This is a genomic window from Pseudomonas sp. A0308, from assembly GCF_044218815.1.
Taxonomy (GTDB): Bacteria; Pseudomonadota; Gammaproteobacteria; order Pseudomonadales; family Pseudomonadaceae; genus Aquipseudomonas; species Aquipseudomonas iridis.
The window spans coordinates 3,879,503-3,900,803 of sequence record NZ_CP162581.1; the positions used below are offsets into that span (position 1 = coordinate 3,879,503).

General features: G+C 59.2%; 19 protein-coding genes and 1 riboswitch. Of the genes, 9 read left to right on the forward strand and 10 right to left on the reverse strand.

Annotated elements, in window-relative coordinates:
• Positions 1-13: 13 nt before the first annotated feature.
• Together metF and ahcY are read right to left on the reverse strand one after the other, a co-directional pair.
• Positions 14-859, reverse strand: coding sequence for a methylenetetrahydrofolate reductase [NAD(P)H] (metF, locus tag AB4P92_RS17905; RefSeq protein ID WP_042561510.1), 846 nt, complete (start codon positions 857-859; stop codon positions 14-16).
• A gap of 191 nt (positions 860-1,050) precedes the next feature.
• Entirely contained in the window at positions 1,051-2,460 is a 1,410-nt protein-coding gene (gene ahcY, locus AB4P92_RS17910) for an adenosylhomocysteinase (RefSeq protein WP_047303898.1), read from the reverse strand.
• Between the two features lie 23 nt (positions 2,461-2,483).
• Positions 2,484-2,582, reverse strand: a riboswitch (S-adenosyl-L-homocysteine riboswitch).
• Between the two features lie 189 nt (positions 2,583-2,771).
• Here ahcY and AB4P92_RS17915 point away from each other — a divergent pair.
• Positions 2,772-3,176, forward strand: a complete 405-nt coding sequence (locus AB4P92_RS17915; RefSeq protein ID WP_042561508.1) for an acyl-CoA thioesterase — start codon at positions 2,772-2,774, stop codon at positions 3,174-3,176.
• Between the two features lie 172 nt (positions 3,177-3,348).
• Positions 3,349-4,230 carry a formate/nitrite transporter family protein gene (locus AB4P92_RS17920; RefSeq protein WP_200616871.1) on the forward strand — a complete coding sequence of 294 codons (882 nt, stop codon included), beginning with the start codon at positions 3,349-3,351 and terminating at the stop codon, positions 4,228-4,230.
• 6 nt (positions 4,231-4,236) lie between these two features.
• Here the strand turns inward: AB4P92_RS17920 and AB4P92_RS17925 are convergent, their stop codons facing one another.
• On the reverse strand, positions 4,237-5,103 hold the full coding sequence (locus AB4P92_RS17925) for a LysR family transcriptional regulator (protein ID WP_261735615.1): 867 nt from the start codon (positions 5,101-5,103) through the stop codon (positions 4,237-4,239).
• Positions 5,104-5,215: 112 nt separating this feature from the next.
• Between AB4P92_RS17925 and AB4P92_RS17930 the strand changes: the two genes are divergently transcribed.
• Both AB4P92_RS17930 and AB4P92_RS17935 read left to right on the forward strand, forming a co-directional pair.
• Positions 5,216-5,629: a VOC family protein gene (locus tag AB4P92_RS17930; protein WP_042561506.1), complete on the forward strand. Its 414-nt coding sequence runs from the start codon at positions 5,216-5,218 to the stop codon at positions 5,627-5,629.
• A 57-nt stretch (positions 5,630-5,686) separates the two neighbouring features.
• Positions 5,687-6,970 (forward strand): amidase, encoded by a 1,284-nt coding sequence (locus tag AB4P92_RS17935; protein WP_395597951.1) that lies wholly within the window; start codon positions 5,687-5,689, stop codon positions 6,968-6,970.
• Positions 6,971-7,022: 52 nt separating this feature from the next.
• Here the strand turns inward: AB4P92_RS17935 and AB4P92_RS17940 are convergent, their stop codons facing one another.
• Together AB4P92_RS17940 and AB4P92_RS17945 are read right to left on the reverse strand one after the other, a co-directional pair.
• The gene (locus AB4P92_RS17940; RefSeq protein ID WP_395597952.1) at positions 7,023-8,285 is read right to left on the reverse strand and encodes a cation:proton antiporter; all 1,263 of its coding nucleotides are present in this window, start codon (positions 8,283-8,285) and stop codon (positions 7,023-7,025) included.
• 290 nt (positions 8,286-8,575) lie between these two features.
• Positions 8,576-9,745, reverse strand: a complete 1,170-nt coding sequence (locus AB4P92_RS17945; protein WP_042561503.1) for an MFS transporter — start codon at positions 9,743-9,745, stop codon at positions 8,576-8,578.
• A 309-nt stretch (positions 9,746-10,054) separates the two neighbouring features.
• Here AB4P92_RS17945 and AB4P92_RS17950 point away from each other — a divergent pair, with 309 nt between their 5' ends.
• Both AB4P92_RS17950 and AB4P92_RS17955 read left to right on the forward strand, forming a co-directional pair.
• Entirely contained in the window at positions 10,055-10,888 is an 834-nt protein-coding gene (locus tag AB4P92_RS17950; RefSeq protein WP_047303890.1) for an EamA family transporter, read from the forward strand.
• A 39-nt stretch (positions 10,889-10,927) separates the two neighbouring features.
• A complete protein-coding gene (locus tag AB4P92_RS17955) occupies positions 10,928-11,311 on the forward strand; it encodes an MAPEG family protein (protein ID WP_042561501.1) in 384 nt (127 codons plus the stop codon).
• Positions 11,312-11,406: 95 nt separating this feature from the next.
• Here AB4P92_RS17955 and AB4P92_RS17960 read toward each other — a convergent pair whose 3' ends face one another.
• The gene (locus tag AB4P92_RS17960; RefSeq protein ID WP_395597953.1) at positions 11,407-12,579 is read right to left on the reverse strand and encodes a murein transglycosylase A; all 1,173 of its coding nucleotides are present in this window, start codon (positions 12,577-12,579) and stop codon (positions 11,407-11,409) included.
• A gap of 128 nt (positions 12,580-12,707) precedes the next feature.
• On the opposite strand from AB4P92_RS17960, the gene AB4P92_RS17965 reads away from it, so the two are divergent.
• A complete protein-coding gene (locus AB4P92_RS17965) occupies positions 12,708-13,157 on the forward strand; it encodes a cytochrome c (protein ID WP_273877191.1) in 450 nt (149 codons plus the stop codon).
• A 137-nt stretch (positions 13,158-13,294) separates the two neighbouring features.
• Here the strand turns inward: AB4P92_RS17965 and AB4P92_RS17970 are convergent, their stop codons facing one another.
• The 4 genes from AB4P92_RS17970 to AB4P92_RS17985 all read right to left on the reverse strand — a co-directional run bounded on the left by AB4P92_RS17970 (position 13,295) and on the right by AB4P92_RS17985 (position 17,810).
• Positions 13,295-13,690 (reverse strand): DUF1090 domain-containing protein, encoded by a 396-nt coding sequence (locus AB4P92_RS17970; RefSeq protein ID WP_042561498.1) that lies wholly within the window; start codon positions 13,688-13,690, stop codon positions 13,295-13,297.
• 96 nt (positions 13,691-13,786) lie between these two features.
• Positions 13,787-15,454 (reverse strand): NAD-dependent DNA ligase LigB, encoded by a 1,668-nt coding sequence (gene ligB, locus AB4P92_RS17975; protein WP_395597954.1) that lies wholly within the window; start codon positions 15,452-15,454, stop codon positions 13,787-13,789.
• A 151-nt stretch (positions 15,455-15,605) separates the two neighbouring features.
• Complete coding sequence (gene metK, locus AB4P92_RS17980) at positions 15,606-16,796, reverse strand: methionine adenosyltransferase (RefSeq protein WP_395597955.1); 1,191 nt, start codon at positions 16,794-16,796, stop codon at positions 15,606-15,608.
• Between the two features lie 18 nt (positions 16,797-16,814).
• Positions 16,815-17,810 carry a metalloregulator ArsR/SmtB family transcription factor gene (locus AB4P92_RS17985; RefSeq protein ID WP_042561495.1) on the reverse strand — a complete coding sequence of 332 codons (996 nt, stop codon included), beginning with the start codon at positions 17,808-17,810 and terminating at the stop codon, positions 16,815-16,817.
• A gap of 259 nt (positions 17,811-18,069) precedes the next feature.
• On the opposite strand from AB4P92_RS17985, the gene tkt reads away from it, so the two are divergent.
• Together tkt and epd are read left to right on the forward strand one after the other, a co-directional pair.
• Positions 18,070-20,067, forward strand: coding sequence for a transketolase (gene tkt / locus AB4P92_RS17990; protein WP_042561494.1), 1,998 nt, complete (start codon positions 18,070-18,072; stop codon positions 20,065-20,067).
• Between the two features lie 179 nt (positions 20,068-20,246).
• Positions 20,247-21,299 (forward strand): erythrose-4-phosphate dehydrogenase, encoded by a 1,053-nt coding sequence (gene epd / locus AB4P92_RS17995; RefSeq protein ID WP_150593634.1) that lies wholly within the window; start codon positions 20,247-20,249, stop codon positions 21,297-21,299.
• Positions 21,300-21,301: the final 2 nt, after the last annotated feature.

Consider the following 21,301-nt stretch of genomic DNA (forward strand, 5'->3'; position numbering starts at 1 on the left):
GCTTGTAGCTGCTTCAACGCGGCAACTTCAGGTTATTCCAGATCGCCAGACTAGGTTCAGCCTGGTTCATGGAATAGAAGTGCAGCCCCGGTGCGCCGCCCTGCAACAGGCGTTCGCACATCTCGCTGACGACTTGCTCACCAAAGCGCTGAATGCTTTGAGTGTCATCGCCATAGGCTTCCAGCTGCTTGCGGATCCAGCGCGGGATTTCCGCACCGCAGGCGTCGGAGAAGCGCGCGAGTTTGCTGTAGTTGGTGATCGGCATGATCCCCGGCACCACCGGAATATCCACGCCCAGCGCCTGCAAACGGTCGACGAAGTAGAAGTAGCTGTCGGCGTTGAAGAAGTACTGAGTGATCGCGCTGTCGGCGCCGGCGCGAGCCTTGCGCACGAAGTTGGCGAGATCGTCTTCGTAATTGCGCGCTTGCGGATGCATCTCCGGGTAAGCGGCGACTTCGATGTGGAAATGGTCGCCGGTTTCTTCACGAATGAATTCAACCAGTTCATTGGCGTGACGCAGCTCACCACTGGTCATGCCCATGCCGGACGGCAAGTCGCCACGCAGGGCAACAATGCGCTTGATGCCGGCAGCCTTGTACTCGTTCAGCAGGCCGCGCAAGTCGCCCTTGCTGTCGCCGACGCACGACAGGTGCGGTGCGGCCGGTACTTTGACTTCGCTTTCCAGCTGCAAAACGGTGTTGAGGGTGCGATCACGCGTCGAACCACCAGCGCCATAGGTGCAGGAAAAGAAGTCAGGGTTGTAAGTGGCCAACTGACGGGCAGTGGCGAGCAGTTTTTCATGCCCAGCATCGGTCTTGGTCGGAAAGAACTCGAAGCTGTAGCGACGGTCTTGGGACATGGAGGAAACCTCCAGCTACAAGCGGCAAGCTTCAAGCTGCAAGAGAAGCGGAGGTGCGCTTGTCTCTTGTGCCTGGAGCCTGCTGCCTGAAACTGTTTTGAAATAGGGGCAGAGCCTCACGCTTTGCACGGCAAGTCCGGCTTTTGACCTCGCTTGCCGCTTGAAGCTTAAGGCTCGCAGCTGCTCTTATCTTAGTAGCGGTAAGCGTGCGGCTTGAACGGGCCTTCGACGGTGACGCCGATGTAGTCAGCCTGTTGCTTGGTCAGTTGAGTGACCACGCCGCCGAAGCCGCGAACCATTTCCAGGGCCACTTCTTCGTCGAGTTTCTTCGGCAGTACTTCAACGGTCAGGCGCTCGGCTTTCTGGGCTGGCGACAGGTCGGCGTACTTCTGGTCGAACAGGAAGATCTGTGCCAGCACCTGGTTGGCGAACGAACCGTCCATGATGCGGCTCGGGTGACCGGTAGCGTTGCCCAGGTTCACCAGACGGCCTTCGGCCAGCAGGATCAGGTAGTCGTCGTTCTGAGCGTCGAAAGCGCCAGCACCGGTACGATGAATCTTGTGTACCTGTGGCTTCACTTCTTCCCATGCCCAGTTCTTGCGCATGAAAGCGGTGTCGATTTCGTTGTCGAAGTGACCGATGTTGCAGACAACGGCGCGCTTCTTCAGGGCTTTGAGCATGTTCGAGTCGCAAACATTGACGTTACCGGTGGTGGTCACGATCAGGTCGATCTTGCCCAGCAGCGCTTTGTCGATGCTCGCTTCGGTACCGTCGTTGATGCCGTCGATGAATGGCGAAACCAGCTCGTAGCCGTCCATGCAAGCCTGCATGGCGCAGATCGGGTCGACTTCGGACACTTTAACGATCATGCCTTCCTGGCGCAGGGACTGGGCGGAGCCCTTGCCCACGTCACCGTAACCGATGACCAGCGCTTGCTTGCCGGACAGCAGGTGGTCGGTGCCGCGCTTGATCGCGTCGTTCAGGCTGTGACGGCAGCCGTACTTGTTGTCGTTCTTGGACTTGGTCACCGAGTCGTTGACGTTGATGGCCGGGATTTTCAGCTCGCCCTTGGCCAGCATGTCCAGCAGACGGTGTACGCCAGTGGTGGTTTCTTCGGTCACGCCGTGAACGCGATCCAGAACCTGTGGGTATTTCTTGTGCAGCAGCTCGGTCAGGTCGCCGCCGTCGTCGAGGATCATGTTGGCGTCCCATGGCTGGCCATCTTTCAGGATGGTCTGCTCCAGGCACCACTCGTACTCTTCTTCAGTTTCGCCTTTCCAGGCGAAAACCGGGATGCCGGCAGCAGCGATAGCGGCAGCAGCCTGATCCTGAGTCGAGAAAATGTTGCAGGACGACCAGCGTACTTCGGCACCCAGGGCAACCAGGGTTTCGATCAGCACGGCAGTCTGAATGGTCATGTGGATGCAGCCGAGAATCTTCGCGCCTTTCAACGGCTGTTCGCCGGAGTACTTGCGACGCAGACCCATCAGAGCCGGCATTTCCGATTCGGCGATGATGGTTTCGCGACGGCCCCAGGCAGCCAGGGACATGTCGGCAACTTTGTAATCGTTAAAATCTGCAGGCGTGATAACAGCGCTCATGAAGAGCCTCCATTCGTAATGTATGCGAATGGGCGCCGTTGTGCGTTTAGTGTCCGGCCTAGGCCAGTCAACGCCCCATCCGAGCCTGACAGGTTGAACCTGCTGCAGCGCCCCTCGGACAGGTGGCGGGAAAACGGTATTAGCCGTTCTGAATCGGTGGCGATTATAGCTTTCTTCGCCCGGCTAGTGGCAAGCGGCAAGCTACAAGCGGCAAGTCACAGCGAATCCGCTTTTACTTGCAGCTTGTAGCTTAAAACTTGAAGCTGGGGCCAGAACCCTTTCGCTCAAATGCCTCGACCTTGGAGCCCCCCATGAATTTCCACACCCGCAAATGGGTAAAACCCGAAGACCTCAACCCTAACGGCACCCTGTTCGGCGGCAGTCTGCTGCGCTGGATCGACGAGGAAGCAGCGATCTACGCCATCGTCCAGTTGGGCAATCAGCGCGTGGTTACCAAGTACATTTCTGAAATCAACTTCGTCAGCGCCTCGCGCCAGGGCGACATCATCGAACTGGGCATCACTGCCACCGAGTTCGGCCGCACCTCGATCACCCTGACCTGCGAAGTACGCAACAAGATCACCCGCAAGAGCATTCTGACTGTCGAGAAGATGGTTTTCGTCAACCTCGGTGAAGACGGCTTGCCGGCACCGCACGGGCGGACCGAGATCAGATATGTGAAAGACCAGTTCAAGGATGACGAGGCCGTCCAATAAGATTGGCGGCGCATTCTTCGCGAGCAGGCTCGATCCCACAGGCACGGCGATCCCTGTGGGAGCGGGCCTGCCCGCGATGGCGATTCTGTTATCGCTGAAGATTCACTGGGTCAGTGAACAGCTGTCAGCGGCGAATGTCGTAGCTAAATCGCCCCCCACCGGTTCCCACGCCATGACCACGCCCACCGACGGCAAGACCCCCGATCTCTCGGCCAAAGAGCAACACGAAGTCGAGAAAAGCCAGCCGCCCCGCGCGGCGGTTCTGCATGAAATCATCCGCTCTCAAGGCGATCAGGAACTTGAACGCAGTATCGCTGCGCTATGGTGGTCGGCGCTCGCTGCAGGGCTGACCATGGGCCTGTCGCTGATGGGCATGGGCCTGCTCACGTCACGCTTGCCCGAGGGCGACGAGTTCAAGGTGATTGCCAGTTTCGGCTACTGCGCAGGTTTCCTCGCGGTGATCCTTGCCCGCCAGCAACTGTTCACCGAAAACACCCTGACCGCCGTGCTGCCGGTCATGACCAAACCGACGCTGCTCAATTTCGGTCGGCTTATCCGCCTCTGGACGGTGGTGCTGGTCGGCAACCTGTGCGGTACGATTCTGGTGGCTTACGTGATGCTGGAGCTGCCGATTTTCGACGCCAAGACCGACCACGCCTTCCTCGAGATCGGCCGCAAGGTGATGGAACACAGCGCCAGCCAGATGTTCGCCAAAGGCATAGTTTCCGGCTGGATGATCGCGACCATGGTCTGGATGATCCCGTCGATGGAGAGCGCGAAGATGTGGATCATTATCCTCATCACCTACTTCATGGCGCTCGGTGACTTCACTCACATCGTCGTCGGTTCGGCGGAGGTGTCCTATCTGGTATTTGCTGGCGAGTTGCCGTGGAGCGATTTCTTGGCGGTGTTTGCGGGGCCGACGCTGGCCGGCAATATCATCGGCGGCAGTTTTATCTTCGCCCTGATCAGCCATGCGCAGATCCGCAGCGAAAGCGGGACGCCGAAACCTGATGGCCCTGAGAAGGATCATGCCGAGTCCAAGACAGATTGAATCCCGTCAGGCTTGTGCCAGTGAAAGCACTTTGGACAAGGCGCCCATCATCTTGGGCCGGTCAGTCTGAACGTGGCTGATCAGCGCAATCTCTCTGTCGTAGCGATCGTAGCCAAGCGGGGTCACAACACACTTGTGGCCCCAGTGTTCGAAGCCGGACCAGTAAGGCACAAGGCTCACGCCCAGGCCTTCAGTCACGAGCATGGCAATGGTCTCCAGTGCATCCAGATCTACCAGCGGCGTCGGCAGCAATCCGTTGTCCGCCAGATAGTGCTCGGCATGCCTTCCGCCCCACGAGTCAGGATCGTAGCGGATATACGGTTGGGTTTTCAGTTGAGCCGGGATGCTGTCCGAGGATTTTTCCTTCGACAGAAAAACCAGAGGTTCCTTGCGAAGCGATACCGCCTGCAGGGCTTTCGGCAATTCGAACGGCGGAACCACCAGGATGGCCGCGTCGATTTCCCCAGAGAGAAGCGACTGATACAACGCGCGCGATGTACCCGGCACGATGACCGGCGTCAGCCCCGGCGCCAGCTCGGTCAGTGCGCGCAATGCGCCGGGAAGCAGACCGGTCAGCACAGTTGAAATAGCGCCTATTCGTAACTGCCCCGTAAGCCCGCCCTCGTCGGCATCTCCCGCCAGCAATGCAATCTCGCGAACGATGCGTTTAGCCCTCGGCAGTAAACCGAGACAGGCCTGGGTCGGCTTGGCTGCGTGCCCAACCCGCGATAGCAGTTCAAAGCCGAGCTGCCGTTCGAGCGCGAGAATTCGCTGACTGATCGCTGCTGCCGTCAAACCTTCCACGCGCGCGGCGTGTGCGATGGAGCCACATTCCACGACCGTAATGAGGCTTTTCAAATAACGCGTATCCATAAAAAATTCTTTCGATAGCGAAAAAATTACATGCTATCTCTTTTGATGAAAACCGCACAGTCTTCAACTCAGCCAGTCATTCTCACTTTCCGGCGACGTTCAGGAGCTACCGATGCAGTCAATTTTTCATCTCGCTATTCACGTCCGCGATTTGCAGATTTCCCGCCAGTTCTATGGTGATCTGCTGGGATGTGAAGAAGGGCGCAGCACCGAGACCTGGGTGGACTTCAATTTTTTCGGGCATCAATTGTCGTTGCATCTGGGCGAGCCGTTTGCGGTAACGAACACCGGGAAAGTAGGTGAGCACAACGTGCCGATGCCCCATCTTGGGGTGATATTGAAGATGTCGGACTGGGTTGCCTTGAAGGACCGTTTGATCGAAGGCCAAGTGAAATTTGTTCTTTCACCCACGATTCGTTTTCCAGGAGAGCCCGGCGAGCAAGCGACCATGTTCTTCCTGGACCCCGCCGGAAACCCTATCGAAATAAAAGGCTTCACTGATTTGCAATCGGTTTATGCAACTTGAAACGTCCAAAAGCGCACCTCCCTCAAGTGCTTTTCGAAGGGCAGTCCAAGGAACGATATGCACAATTTCAATCAAGCTGATGCCACCGCAATTTCTGAAATGGTTCGTGCGGATGTCGTGAGCGCAGAGGCAGTAGCCGAGCACTTTCTTGGCTGTGTCGAAGCGGGGGAGCTCAGCATAAATGCCTTCGTTTCGTTCGATCCGGACGCGGTGCGCAGTCAGGCGTGCCAATTGAAAAACGGTAACGCGAAAGGCCTCTTGGCAGGTGTGCCCGTGGGGATCAAAGACGTCTATGACACTGTCGATCATCCCACCCGTTTTTACTCGCCGATCTATGAGCAAAACCGCCCCTCGCGTGACGCCCATGTCGTTGCGCTGCTGCGCCAGGCCGGGGCAGTCATCATGGGCAAGACCCATACCACCGAATTCGCCTACATGCACACAGGTCCAACCCGCAATCCTCATGATCTTGCCAGAACCCCCGGCAGTTCGAGTGCCGGTTCGGCAGCGGGGATGGCTGCCGGGTTTTTCCCGCTCGCGTTGGGGACTCAGACGGCTGGCTCATTGATCAAACCGGCAGCCTATTGCGGGCTGTATGCCTTCAAGCCTTCGTATGGTCTGGTTTCTCTGGAGGGGGTAAAACCCCTGGCGCCGAGCTTCGACACAGTGGGTTGGTATGGCAGGTCTGTTCGCGATCTGGAGGTGATGGCGCGCGTCTTGATTCCTGGCTTTCCCAAGCCCGCGCATGAACGTCATGCCTGTTCGTTCGGCTTCTGTCGTACGGCGCGTTGGGATCAGGTAGACGAAGACGTGGCCAGATCCCTGGAAGCTGCGGTTCAAGAGCTGCGTTCAGCCGGACATCAGGTGAGCGAGGTGTTGCTGCCTGAGGAGTTTGCGGGGGTATTTGATGACCATCTGCTGATTAACGATTGCGAAGGCGCCCGATCACTGTCCAAAGAACTGCAAATGCATCCGGACAAACTCAGTGAAGAACTGTTAGCCATGATCGAACGCGCCCGTTTGACGACTTGGGAGCAAGAGTCAGCGGCAAAGAAGCGTCTGGCAAAGTTGGCCACCGTTTTGGAGTCGATATTCCAGCCTTTCGACGCCGTCCTGGGGGCGAGCTGTGGCATCGTCGCCCCGTTGGGTCTTGAAGCCACCGGACCTTCCGATTTCAGCAAGTTCTGGATGGCGTTTGGCTTGCCGCAAATCAACCTTCCGCTCGTGCGCAATGCCGGGGCGTTACCCGTTGGCCTGCAAATGATCGGAGGGTTTAGAGACGACAGCAATCTGTTGCGTGCTGCGCAGCAGGTGGATGCTGTGCTGCGGGCTGCCGGCTAATTGAAGAGGCGCCGTCGTGGAGGTGGCTCCACGACGGCGCTCCATTGGTGCGTCAGTGCGCGGAACTCGCAGCGCTGACGTCTTGCTTGCCAGAGACGCCGCGAACAACCCGGCCAATGGTCAGGCCCTGTATCAGAATCGACGACAACACCACGATGTAGGTGATGCTCAGCAGCAGGTCACGCTCCTCGCCCAGTGGCAGCGATAGTGCCAAAGCGACCGAGACCCCACCGCGCAAACCGCCCCAGGTCAGCACCCGGATTGTGCCGCGCGGCACTGTGCGCCAACGCCGCAGCAGCAGGATTGCCGGGGCCACGGTGAGCAGACGCGACAGCAGAATCGCCACCGCCAGCAAGCTCGCCGCCGCCACGTGCAGCCAGTTGAATGGCAGCAGCAACAGCTCCATGCCGATCAGCGCAAACAGCAGCGCGTTGAGCATGTCGTCGAGCAGCTCCCAGAAGCCGTCGAGGTATTTTCGGGTCATGTCGTTCATCGCCAGATTGCGCCCCAGGTTGCCGATGATCAGGCCGGCAACCACCATCGCAATCGGTGCGGAAACGTGCAGTTCGGAGGCCAGCGCCGAACCACCGATGACCAGCGCGAGGGTCAGCATCACTTCGATCTGGTGCTGCTCGATGCTCTTGATCATCAGGTAAACCAGATAACCGATCAGCCCACCGAACACCACGCCGCCAATGGCTTCGTGGGCGAATAGCATGGCGGTGGCACTGACGGTCGGGGTCTCGCCGAGTTGGGCGATGCCCAGCAACACGGTAAACACCACGACAGCGGTGCCGTCGTTGAACAGCGACTCGCCGACGATGGTGGTTTTAAGCGGTTTCGAGGCGTTGGCGGTACGCAACACGCCGAGCACCGCAATCGGGTCGGTCGGGGAAATCAGCGCGCCGAACAACAGGCAGTAGAGGAAGCTCACGTGCCAGCCGAACAGGGCAAAGATGTAATACGCGAGGCTGCCGATCACCGCCGTGGCGATCAATACACCGAAAGTCGCCAGCAAGCCGATGGGCCAGCGATAGCTGCGCAAATCATTCAGGTTTACGTGCAAGGCACCGGCGAACAGCAGGAACGACAGCATCCAGTTCATCAGCAGATCGCCGAAATCGATCTGGCCGATCAGTTGCTGTACGCGTTCTTCCAGGCCCGGATAGCCGAGCACGCTCAAGCCTTGCAGCAGCAGGGAAAACAGCAACGCGGTGACCATCACGCCGATGGTCGGCGGCAGACCGATGAAGCGGAAGTTGACGAAGGTGAGGAGGGTGGTGAGGCAGATGAAAGCGGCGACAAGTTCAAGCATCCGGGGTCCTTTGGATGAGGGGTGGGAAGAAAACGCACCGGTTCGTTGGTGCAGGGGTTTGATGGGCTGGAGGCAACTGAAGACACAGTGGAAATCTGAGCTGAGATCAAGAGCCCCCCTCATCACAGCCCTCTCCCAAAGGGAGAGGGGGGAAGGAAACCGATCTTCAGGCTTTTCAAACTGAGCTCGACTCGCGATTTCAGGTCGGCGTAATTCTACGGAACGGCGCGGTCAGTCCCCTCTCCCTCTGGGAGAGGGTTAGGGTGAGGGCAATGTCTGGCACAACTCGATCAGCCAGACACATTGACCGCAGCAGCCCCGCGACGTTGCAGGTAGATAAACCAAAGCGCCGTCAGCACCGTCAACACACCCACCAGCGCCCCGGTCCACGGCAACTGCGCAAGATCGGCACCGCTCGCCACCACCAACCCGCCAATCCAGGCACCGGCCGCGTTGCCGAGGTTGAAGGCGCTTTGATTCAGGGTCGAGCCGAGGTTCGGCGCTTCATGAGCTTGATCAATAATCAGCAGTTGCAGGATCGGGCACAGCGCGAAAGCGAAAATCCCCCACAGCACCAGCGTGATCGCTGCCGGAATCACCGAGTGACTGGTCTGGGTGAACGCCGCGAGAACCAGCACCACCGCCATTGCCACACCCACCAGCGACGGCAGCAAACGACTGTCGGCCAAACGCCCGCCGAGCATGCTGCCAGCGGTCAGGCCGACGCCGAACAGCAACAGCATCACTGTCACGCCGTGCGGGCTGACGCCGGTGATGTCCTGCAGGATCGGCGCAATGTAAGTGAACACGCTGAACAGGCTGGTCGACGCCAGCACACTCATGCCCAGCGCCAGCAGCACGTTGATCTTGCCCAGCACCTTGAACTCACTGGCGAGGTTGGCCTTGTCCATCGGGATGTGTTTGGGCAACCACAACCATTGCGCGAGTGCGGCGACAACACCGATCACCGACACCGCCCAGAAGGTCGACCGCCAACCGGCGTATTGCCCGAGCGCAGTACCCAGTGGTACGCCGAGCACATTGGCCAGGGTCAGACCGGTGAACATCATTGCAATCGCTTGCGCGCGTTTGTTCGGCGCTACCAAACCGGCTGCGACCACCGAGCCAATACCGAAAAACGCGCCGTGGCACAGCGCCGTGACCACGCGAGCGGCCATGAGCGTGGCGTAATTCGGCGCCAGCGCGCAGAGCACGTTGCCGAGGATGAACATCAGCGTCATGCCCAGCAGCGTGGCTTTGCGCGGCATGTTGGCGGTGCCGATGGCGAGGATCGGCGCACCGAACACCACGCCCAGGGCATAACCGGTAATCAGCAGGCCGGCGTGAGGAATGCTCACCGCGAGATCGCGGGCGACGTCGGGCAGCAGGCCCATGATGACGAATTCAGTGGTGCCGATGCCGAACGCGGCAACAGCGAGTGCAAACAAGGCGAGTGGCATGCGCAAGGTCTCTGTCGGTAGTCTTGACGCTGTGATCAGGCATACGCAGGCCAACGAGCGGTCTCGAAAGAGAGCGGGGCGGGCAGAAATTATTGGAATTAGTCTGTGCGCAACTGAGTGCGGCGTGGTCGCTTGCAGTATAAACAGCTGCTGACACATCGAGAATCAATAATCTGACTATTCGCTTACTGCTGTAGGAGCTGCCGCAGGCTGCGATCTTTTGACTTTGGTTTTTTATAAACAAGATCAAAAGATCGCAGCCTGCGGCAGCTCCTACAGGGGGCGGTGAAAAATAATAAGGAGTAAGACGTGCTGGCGACAGCTTTGGTGTTGGTAGCGGCGCTGCTACATGCGGCGTGGAATACCCTGATCAAGTTCAGTGCCGAACGGCTGCTGGTGGTGGCGTGCATGGACACCGTGGCGCTGCTGGTTGTCGCCATCGCGTTGCCCTTCGTGAACGTGCCGCCCATGGAGATCTGGCCGTGGATTCTCGCGTCGGCAGCGTTCGAACTGCTCTATCGCTATCTGTTGATTCAAGCCTATCGCGTCGGCGATCTCGGGCTGGTCTATCCGTTGATGCGCGGTTTGTCGCCACTGGTGGTGCTGGCACTAACCCTGATCTTTGCCGGTGAAGTGCTCACTACACAGCAGATCTTCGGGATCATGCTGATTCCGTTCGGCATGGCGTGTCTGCTGTGGCAGGGCGGCGGTGGCAAACATTTACCGTGGTCGATGTTGCCGGTGGTAGCGCTGATCGGGCTGTGCATCGGCTGCTACACATACATTGACGGTCAGGCGCTGCGGCGCTGGTCGCATCCGCTGGATTACCTGGTCTGGGTCACGCTGCTCAGCGCCTGGCCGTTTCCGTTGCTGGCGTGGGTCGCCAAACGTCCGGCGTTCATGCAGTTCTGGCGTGAGCAGTGGAAACTGGGGCTGACGGTCGGGTTCTGCGTGTTGTTCAGCTACGCTTTGGTGCTGTGGGCGATGCAGTTGGGCTCGATTGCCGAAGCAGCGGCGTTGCGCGAGATCAGCGTGATTCTGGTGGTGCTGTTCGGAATGCGATACCTCAAAGAACCTTTCGGCAGGTCGCGGCTCTTAGCTTGTGGGCTGGTGCTGATCGGCATACTGGTGATGAAGTTCTGACGGCTCGCGAACTCTATAACTCGAAAAAAGGATGGCGTTATGACGGTGGCTCTTTGGTGTGTGTTGATCGCGATCTTTTTGCCGTACGTGTGCACGATTGTCGCCAAGATCTCGGGCGGTTTTCGGCTCAGTGACAATCATGACCCGCGAGACTTTCTCGACAGCGTTAATGGCGTGGCCCGGCGGGCGCATGCGGCGCAACTCAACAGCTTTGAAGTGATGCCAGCGTTTGCCGCAGCGGTGATCGTTGCGCATCTGGTGGGGACGGCGCAGTTGGTCACCGTGAATGTGCTGGCGGTGCTGTTTATCACCAGTCGCCTGCTGTACATCATCTGCTATCTGGCGGACTGGGCAATTCTGCGGTCGCTGGTGTGGTTTGTGGGGATGGGGTTGATTGCTTCGTTCTTCTTTGTGTCGGTTTAGGTAGAGCAAGGTCAAAAGATCGCAGCCTACGGCAGCTCCTACAGAGGTCGCAGATCCACCCTGTAGGGGTTGCCGCAGGCTGCGATCTTTTGCTTTTAAGGTTTGTCGGCCACCTGCGGTACTTGTGGCAACGGTGCACCTTTGGGCCAGAGCATCCAGATCTGCCCCTGCTGTTTCATGTCGCCAGCCAATTGCCCGGCCGCATCACCGGTGCCCCAGAACAGATCTGCGCGAACCTCACCGGCAATCGCACCGCCCGTGTCCTGCGCCGCCACCGGGCGAACCAGCGCCGTGCCATCCGGGCGCGTCGTCGACAACCACAACAGGCTACCCAAAGGAATCACCTTGCGATCCACCGCCGCGCTGTAGCCGGCAGTCAGTGGCACGTTCAGTGAACCGCGCGGGCCTTCGTTGCTGTCCGGGTTGCGGGTGAAAAACACATAGCTGGGGTTGCTGCCCAGCAGTTCCGGAATGCGCGACGGATTGGCCTTGGCCCAGTTGCTGATCGCGCCCATCGTTACGTCTTCTTTCTTCAGTTCGCCTTGCTCGACCAGCCAACGGCCAATCGGTCGATACGGGTGGCCGTTCTGGTCGGCGTAGGCAATGCGTAGCTGCTTGCCGTCCTGGGTCTGGATCCGCCCGGACCCCTGGATTTGCAAAAATTGCAGGTTCATCGGGTCGGTGAGGTAGGCAACCACTGGCGCGTTCACGCCTTTGCTTTCGATCGTCGCCGCGTCGTCGTAGGGCTTGAGCACCCGGCCTTCAAGTCGACCGCGAAGGCGTTTGCCTTTGAGTTCGGGATAAATGCTGTCGAGCGAGACGATGATCATGTCCTCGGGCACGCCATACACCGGAACGTTCGCCACATCGGTAGGCGTCAGGCTGCCGGGATACACCGGTTCGTAGTAGCCGGTGATCAAGCCGTTGGGATTGTCGTTTTCAGCACGCAGGCCGTAGACATCGAGGTTCTGTTTGAGGAAAGCACGAATCTCGCTGGCGCTTTGCGGCACGTTGGCTGCTGCGGCGCAGGTCGTGCCCCAGACCGCATCAGACTTGAGGCGGTTGCAGGCGCTGCGCCACGAGCCGAAACCGGCGACCAGATCGCTATCGGAGACTGCCGGCAGTGCTTCCCACGTCGCGCTGGAATAAGTGGCCAGCGCATGGGTTTTCGGCTTGTCGCTGTCGCCACCGGTACAACCGGCGAGAATCGCCAGCATTGGAAGCGTGGTGATCAGCGGATGACGCCAGGCCTTGAAAGGGCTGTTCATGGAGTGATTCCTGTGCCGGTCGCCAGAGTGCTCCATGCGCTCCGGCAACCCGTATTTTTAATAGGGCTATTGGTGTTTGTCGGTGACGCGGGGATACTGGCCGCCGATTTCCGTGACCTGAAGCCACCATGACTCTTAAAAGAATTGCTGTTGTATTGCTGGCCTGTCTGACCCTGTCCGCCTGCGGCGGTGTCGATCCGAATTCTCCGCTGGGCCAACGCAAGACGATCTTCAAGCAGATGCTCAAGACCGGCGAAGACCTGGGCGGCATGTTGCGTGGACGCATTCCGTTCGACGGGCCGAAGTTTGCCGAAGGTGCGGTGAAGCTCGATACGTTGTCCCGCGAACCGTGGAAACATTTCCCGCAAGTGCGCGAAGAAGATCACACGAGCGCCAAAGACGATGTCTGGCAAAAACAGGCGCGCTTCCAGGAAATGGCCCGTAACCTTGAAGCCGCCACCGGTGAATTGGTGGTCGCCAGCAAGGTCCAGCCGTACAAGGCCAGCAACCTGGTGCCTGCGGTGCAGAAGGTTGAAGATGCCTGCAGCGCTTGCCATAAAGAGTTTCGCGATCATTGATATCTGTTGGCTGATCTGACGCCATCGCGGGCAAGCCCGCTCCCACAAATTTCTCTGCTGTACATAAAGTCCAGGTTCACTCGAGATTCCTGTGGGAGCGGGCTTGCCCGCGATGGCGGCCTTTAACTCACCACCATTTACTTGTCGATCTGGTCCAGCGCGTCCTGCAGCTCTTTACGCGATTCGGCGAGCTTGTTCTTGCGCTTGTCGATCTTCTCCGGATCACCTTTCTTCATGGCCTTGTCGAGGTCGGCCTGGCGTTGGCTGACTTCATGCTTGGCCTCGAGAACCTTGTTTTCGCGCTCCTTTTTCAGGCCGGCGTCAGTGCAATGTTCGGTGACTTCACGCAGAGCGGTTTCCAGACCTGCCTGCTGATCGGCGTTGCCGCGGGCTTTGGCCTGCTCGATCTGGTTCACGATGCCCTGCTTCTTGGCCGCGCAGCCGGTCAGGCCGGGAGCGTCTTCGGCAGCCATCACGGGAGCGGCCATGACGCCGCAAAGGGTGAGCAGGGCGAGTGGTGCGAAAAATTTCATAAAAGCTCCATGTGCAAAGGCATTCGGGTCGGGAGGCGCTGCGCTGTTGGAGCGCCTCGGCGACCGTTGGGTTCCCGGTGAGCCGGGATTGCATGTTCAGAAACCGTCGATTCCGGCGGCGCGTAAAATTTCACTCAAGGCTAGCACTTGCGCGTCACGGAAGAATGCGTTCAATTGCGCTGCGCGACCGGGGCCGATGCCGACTTCCTTCTGCCATTGTTCGGTATCGCGTTGTGCCAGTGCCTGCCACGAATCGGGGAGTTTTGCCCCGCCCGTTGGCGGCATACCCAGTGCCTTGAGCCATTGTGCGAACGGCCGTTGGCGGGCGCTGCGAAAGCTGTGCATCAGGCGCGCGCTGCTGCGTTCGCCGAAGCCGGCAATGTTAGCAAGCTCTGGCTCGTCGAGGGTCAACCAATCCAGCAGGTGTTTCACGCGGCCTGTTTCGAGAAGTTTCTCCCAAGTACCGCGCCCGACATTCTGCATGGCCAGTCCTTGTTTGCCGCTGAGCCAGGTCAGGCGCGAGAGAAACTGGCTTTCGCAGCCGGGCGTGGGCTGCCAGCAACTCAAGGCATGAAAATCCTTGGCGTTCGGGACATTGATTGCTGCACGCTCGCTGGTGCGCAATACAGCGCTGTCGAGACGCGGAATCGTGAGTCCGGCCAGACTGATTGCCACCTGATCGCCGGGGCGGATATCCAGCGCCTGCCAGCGCTTGAGTGAACTGGCGCTGACCCGTTTGATCTCCCGGTCATCGAGCATGACGGGTATCAGTTCGAGTACGGGCGTGATGCGGCCGGTGCGACCGATCTTGAAATTCACCTTGCGTACTTCGGCCAATGCCTGGGCAAACGGATATTTCCAGGCGATCGCCCAGTAAGGTGCGCGGGCCTGCCAGCGTTCGGCGGGAGGGCGCTGACTCTGGCGCAGAACGATGCCATCAGTGGCAAATGGCAGGGGGGAGCGATACCAGTGCTCGCGCCACTTTTGCGCCTCTGCCAATTGCTGGACGGGATAGCTGTAGGGCACCGTTGTGGCGAAGCCCAGTGCCGCCAGTGTCGATAGCCGCTCAGGCAAATCCGAAGGCCCTTGTGGCCAGTCCCAGATGAATAAGCCGATGCCGGCACCTTGTTCTGTACTCAGGGATTTTCTGCCCATCAAGCCTGCAACGATAGCGCGTGCGTTGACGCTGCCGGCGCGTGCTTGAACATGCTCGTTCAAGCGCCAATAGAGTTCGCCTTGCACCAACACATCCAGCGGTTGCTTCAGGCGTTGAGGAATGGCGTCGATGTTGCGCGCCGATACCGTCCAGTCTTGCCCGTTGACGCCGTCACCGCGACTGATCGCTTGCTGCAAACCGCCTGCGCGATAGATGAGTGTCACGGCGACGCCATCGACTTTGGGTTGTACCCAGACGTCCTTGCGGTCTCTCAGCCATGCCTCCACGGCCTCGGCTTTATGCAGCTTGTCCAGGCCAGTGTGGGCAATAGGGTGCGCAATGGCGCCCGAGGCTGTGCGCAAAGAGTCGGGCGCCATTGGTAATTTGAAACACTCTCGCCATTGGGTTAGGCGCAGGCGCGATTGGTCGTAGAGTTCGTCGCCAATCAAGGCGCGGCCTTCGCGGTGGTAGGCGTCGTCCCATTGGTCGATCTGTTTTTGCAGGGTGGTGATTTCGCGCTGGGCCTGGGTGAGGGCCCAGTTCGGACATTGAGACGCGTAGCCAGTCAGGTATATGAGGTTCAGCAAAACAAACAAAAACAAACGCATCTTGAGCGTCCTTGCTCATGGGGGTTTCTGAAGACTAGTCAGGATTTTTAGCGAGGTCGGTCGGGTGTTTTGCGGGGTGTTGCGGATCTTGAAAGCATAAAAAAACCCCGCACGGCGCAAACCGTGCGGGGCTTTTCATGCAGCCAGAGAATTACAAGCCGGCAGCAGAACGCAGAGCGTCGGCGCGGTCGGTTTTTTCCCAGGTGAATGTGGTGAAGGTGTCTTCGCCAACAGTCTTGGTCTCTGGCGTGCGACCGAAGTGGCCGTAGGCTGCAGTTTCCTGGTACATCGGGTGCAGCAGGTCGAGCATGGTGGTTATCGCGTATGGACGCAGGTCGAACACGTCACGCACCAGTTTGACGATTTTGTCGTCGCTGATCTTGCCGGTGCCGAAGGTGTTCAGCGAGATCGAGGTAGGCTGGGCCACACCGATCGCGTAGGAAACCTGAATCTCGCAACGCTCGGCCAGGCCGGCAGCGACGATGTTTTTAGCCACATAACGGCCAGCGTAGGCAGCCGAACGGTCAACCTTCGATGGATCCTTGCCGGAGAACGCGCCGCCGCCGTGACGGGCCATGCCGCCGTAGCTGTCGACGATGATCTTGCGACCGGTCAGACCGCAGTCGCCAACCGGGCCGCCGATGATGAACTGGCCAGTCGGGTTGATGTGGAACTGGGTATCTTTGGTCAGCAATTCGGCAGGCAGCACGTGCTTGACGATCAGCTCCATCACGCCTTCGCGCAGGTCTTTGTACGATACGTCAGGGTTGTGCTGGGTCGACAGAACTACAGCGTCGATACAGACAACCTTGCCGCCTTCGTAACGGCAGGTCACTTGCGACTTGGCGTCCGGGCGCAGCCAAGGCAGCAGACCCGATTTACGGGCTTCGGCCTGGCGCTGAACAAGCTGGTGCGAGAAGGTGATCGGGGCTGGCATCAAAACGTCGGTTTCGTTGCTGGCGTAGCCGAACATCAGGCCCTGGTCGCCGGCACCCTGATCTTCAGGCTTGGCACGGTCAACACCCTGATTGATGTCTGGGGACTGCTTGCCGATGATGTTCATCACACCGCAAGTTGCGCCGTCGAAGCCGACATCGGAGCTGTTGTAGCCGATGTCCAGAATGACGTTACGCACGATTTCTTCCAGATCGACCCAGGCCGACGTGGTCACTTCACCGGCGATGATTGCAACGCCGGTCTTTACCAGAGTCTCGCACGCCACACGGGCGAACTTGTCTTCAGCAATAATGGCGTCCAGCACCGCATCGGAAATCTGGTCGGCGATTTTGTCCGGGTGCCCTTCGGACACGGACTCGGAGGTGAAGAGGGAGTATTCGCTCATCTCGATTTTTTCCTGAATTTACCGATGGTGAGTGTCGCCAGCCGGTCGCTGAAAGTGGCGGACCTGGATCTGGAAACCATTACGTAAGCCTACATAGAGGCTTTCCCCGGGAACGAGTCCCGCAGCGGTGGCCCAACGGGCCAAATCGTCCTGTTCAAACCCCAACCACAGATCACCGCAGGCCTCCCTGGCCCAACTCTGGTTGTGGCTACATAACTCTGTCACGAGCAGGCTACCGCCCGGTTGCAGCAAGTCGGCCATGTGCTTGAGCGCTTCGGCCGGCGCGGCGAAATGGTGCAACACCATGTTCAACACCACGCAATCGGCCTGAAGGCTGGTGCCGTTCAATGCATCGGCCAATTGCAGGCTGACGTTAGCCAGTTGTTCACGAACGCATACCTGACGCGCCAGTTCGAGCATCGCCGGGCTGTTGTCCAGCGCGGTTACGGTGCTGAAACGACGCGCCAGTTCCGGCAGGAAAGCGCCATCACCGGGGCCGACTTCAATGGCCGTGGCAGCACCATCGAAATTCAGTTTGTCGAGCAGCGCCAGCACGCTTTCGCGGTACTGCGGCAGGCCTGCGATCAAGTCTTGCTGGGCGCGAAATTTCTCAGCTACCCGAGCGAAAAAGTCCTGACTGGCCGCTGCCCGTTGCCCGTGAACCTGAGTGATTCGCGCTTGAACGTCGTCAGGCAGCACCAGGTTGTCGACTTCTTCTAACAATGCGGCGTGCAACTTGCCACCCAGCAATTCGGTGTGGGGCAGGGCGCGGCGATAGAAAATCGCGTTGCCTTCGCGGCGCGTCGCCACCAGATCGGCTTGCGCCAACACTTTAAGGTGATGACTCATGCCGGACTGACCGATGCCGAAAATTTGCGCCAGCTCCAGTACACCGAACGAATCGTTGGCCAGCGCGCGCAATACATTCAGGCGCAGCGGATCGCCGCCGGCCTTGCACAGGGCCGCCAGCTCGTCGCAATCGTCATGGCGAATGGAAGGCACGCGTAAGTTCATAGGGTTGGCAGTCTAGTGACGGCCTCAAAGCACCGCAAGGGCAATATCAAAAAGTTTTGATATTGCTCGATAGATGGCACTTCTCACGAGATGGTTAACTCTACAAACCAATAGCGGAAAGGTTTCACCTGCCTAATCCGCCGCTATCCATTGGAAAAACGCTGCCGGATGACTATCTGTCATTGCCCCGAGGCGCTCCGGTGAGGGAAAATGCCCTCCTTTTTTCCGTTTCAATCTATTCACACCCAGGAGATCAGCGATGCCTAGCCGTCGTGAGCGTGCCAACGCCATTCGTGCCCTCAGCATGGATGCCGTGCAAAAAGCCAACAGCGGCCATCCCGGTGCACCTATGGGTATGGCAGATATCGCCGAAGTGCTTTGGCGCGACTACCTCAAGCACAACCCGAGCAATCCATCCTTCGCCGACCGTGACCGCTTCGTGCTGTCCAACGGCCATGGCTCGATGTTGATCTATTCGCTGCTGCACCTGACCGGTTACGACCTGTCGATCGAAGACCTCAAGCAGTTCCGTCAACTGCACAGCCGCACCCCGGGTCACCCGGAATTCGGCTATACCCCAGGCGTCGAGACCACCACTGGCCCGTTGGGTCAGGGCCTGGCCAACGCCGTGGGTTTCGCGCTGGCGGAAAAAGTCCTGGCGGCGCAGTTCAACCGTCCGAGCCACAACATCGTTGACCACCACACCTACGTGTTCCTGGGTGATGGCTGCATGATGGAAGGCATTTCCCACGAAGTCGCTTCCCTGGCCGGTACGTTGGGTCTGGGCAAGCTGATCGCCTTCTACGATGACAACGGCATCTCCATCGACGGCGAAGTCGAAGGCTGGTTCACCGATGACACGCCGAAGCGTTTCGAAGCCTACAACTGGCAAGTGATCCGCAACGTTGACGGTCACGACCCGGAAGAGATCAAGACCGCCATCGAAACCGCTCGCAAGAGCGCGCAGCCGACGCTGATCTGCTGCAAGACCACCATCGGTTTCGGTTCGCCGAACAAGCAAGGCAAAGAAGACTGCCACGGCGCCCCACTGGGTGACGCGGAAATCGCCTTGACCCGTCAGGCGCTGAACTGGAACCACGGTCCATTCGAAATCCCGGCCGACATCTATGCCGAGTGGGATGCCAAGGAATCCGGCCGCGCTGTAGAAGCCGAGTGGGATCAGCGTTTCGCTGCTTACTCCGCCGCGTTCCCGACCGAAGCCAACGAGCTGATCCGTCGTCTGAGCGGTGAACTGCCAGCAGACTTCTCCGAAAAAGCCTCGGCTTACATCGCTGAAGTCGCTGCCAAAGGCGAAACCATCGCCAGCCGTAAAGCCAGCCAGAACACCCTGAACGCGTTCGGCCCGCTGCTGCCGGAATTGCTCGGCGGTTCGGCTGACCTGGCTGGTTCCAACCTGACCCTGTGGAAAGGTTGCAAGGGCGTCAGCGCTGAAGATGCCAGCGGCAACTACATGTACTACGGCGTGCGCGAGTTCGGCATGACCGCCATCATGAACGGCGTCACCCTGCACGGCGGCCTGGTGCCTTACGGCGCGACCTTCCTGATGTTCATGGAATACGCTCGCAACGCTGTGCGCATGTCGGCGCTGATGAAGAAGCAAGTGATCCACGTCTACACCCACGACTCCATCGGTCTGGGCGAAGACGGCCCGACGCACCAGCCGATCGAGCAACTGACCAGCCTGCGTACTACGCCGAACCTCGACACCTGGCGTCCAGCCGATGCCGTTGAATCGGCCGTGGCCTGGAAAAACGCTCTGGAGCGCAAGGACGGTCCATCGGCGCTGATCTTCTCGCGTCAGAACCTGCAGCACCAAACCCGTGATGCTGGCCAGATCGCCGACATCAGCCGCGGTGGCTACGTGCTGAAGGACTGCGCAGGCGAGCCTGAGCTGATCCTGATTGCGACCGGTTCGGAAGTCGGCCTGGCTGTTCAAGCCTTCGACAAACTGACCGAGCAGGGCCGCAAGGTGCGCGTGGTTTCGATGCCTTGCACCAGCGTGTTCGATGCTCAGGATGCTGGCTACAAGCAAGCCGTCCTGCCGTTGCAGGTCAGCGCGCGTATCGCGATCGAAGCGGCTCACGCCGACTTCTGGTTCAAGTACGTGGGTCTGGAAGGTCGCGTGATCGGCATGACCACTTACGGTGAGTCGGCGCCTGCGCCAGCACTGTTCGAGGAATTCGGTTTCACCCTGGAAAACATCCTCGGTCAGGCTGAAGAGCTGCTGGAAGACTAAGGCACAGCGCGGTGATCTAACGGTCACCGCAGTTCCATGTGGGAGCTGGCTTGCCAGCGATAGCGTCCGTTCAGTCAGCATTTATGTTGATGCGAATGGCCCTATCGCTGGCAAGCCAGCTCCCACAAGGGTTGTGTTGCAACAAACATTACGTCTGCCTGCGTACTATCGAGAACCCCATGCCTCAACCGCGTCCTTACAAAGTTGCACTCAACGGCTACGGCCGGATTGGTCGTTGCGTCTTGCGTGCGTTGTTTGAGCGAGGCGAGAAAGCCGGGTTTGAAATTGTCGCGATCAACGATCTGGCCGACATGGCCAGCATCGAATACCTGACACGCTTCGACTCTACCCACGGCCGGTTCCCCGGCGAAGTGCGGGTCGAGGGCGATTGTCTGCATATTAATGGCAACTGCGTGAAGGTCCTGCGCAGTGCCACCCCCGAAGGCATCGATTGGGCGTCGCTGGACGTCGATCTGGTGCTCGAATGCTCCGGCGCCTACAACACCCGTGAAGACGGCCAGCGTTTCCTGAACGCCGGCGCGCCGCGTGTGTTGTTTTCGCAGCCGATGGCCAGCGAGGCGGATGTCGACGCCACCATCGTTTACGGCGTCAATCAGGACTGCCTGACCGGCGACGAACTGCTGGTGTCCAACGCCTCCTGCACCACCAACTGCGGCGTGCCGCTGTTGCGTCTGCTCGACAAGGCGATCGGCCTTGATTACGTGTCGATCACCACGATTCACTCGGCGATGAACGATCAGCCGGTCATCGACGCCTATCACCACGAAGACCTGCGCCGCACCCGTTCGGCGTTCCAGTCGGTGATCCCGGTGTCCACTGGTCTGGCGCGCGGTATCGAGCGCCTGCTGCCGGAACTTGCCGGCCGAATTCAAGCCAAAGCCGTACGCGTGCCGACGGTCAACGTGTCGTGCCTCGACATCACGATGCAGACCGCCACGGCGACCGACGCCACTGAGGTCAACCGGATCCTGCGTGAAGCCGCCACCAGCGGCCCGCTCAAGGGTCTTTTGGCCTACACCGAATTGCCTCACGCCAGTTGTGATTTCAACCACGACCCACATTCGGCCATCGTCGATGCCAGTCAGACCCGCGTTTCCGGCCCACGGCTGGTGAACATCCTGGCCTGGTTCGACAACGAGTGGGGTTTTGCCAACCGAATGCTGGACGTTGCAGAACACTATCTGCAAACAGCAACTTCAAAAAAACCGTAGGA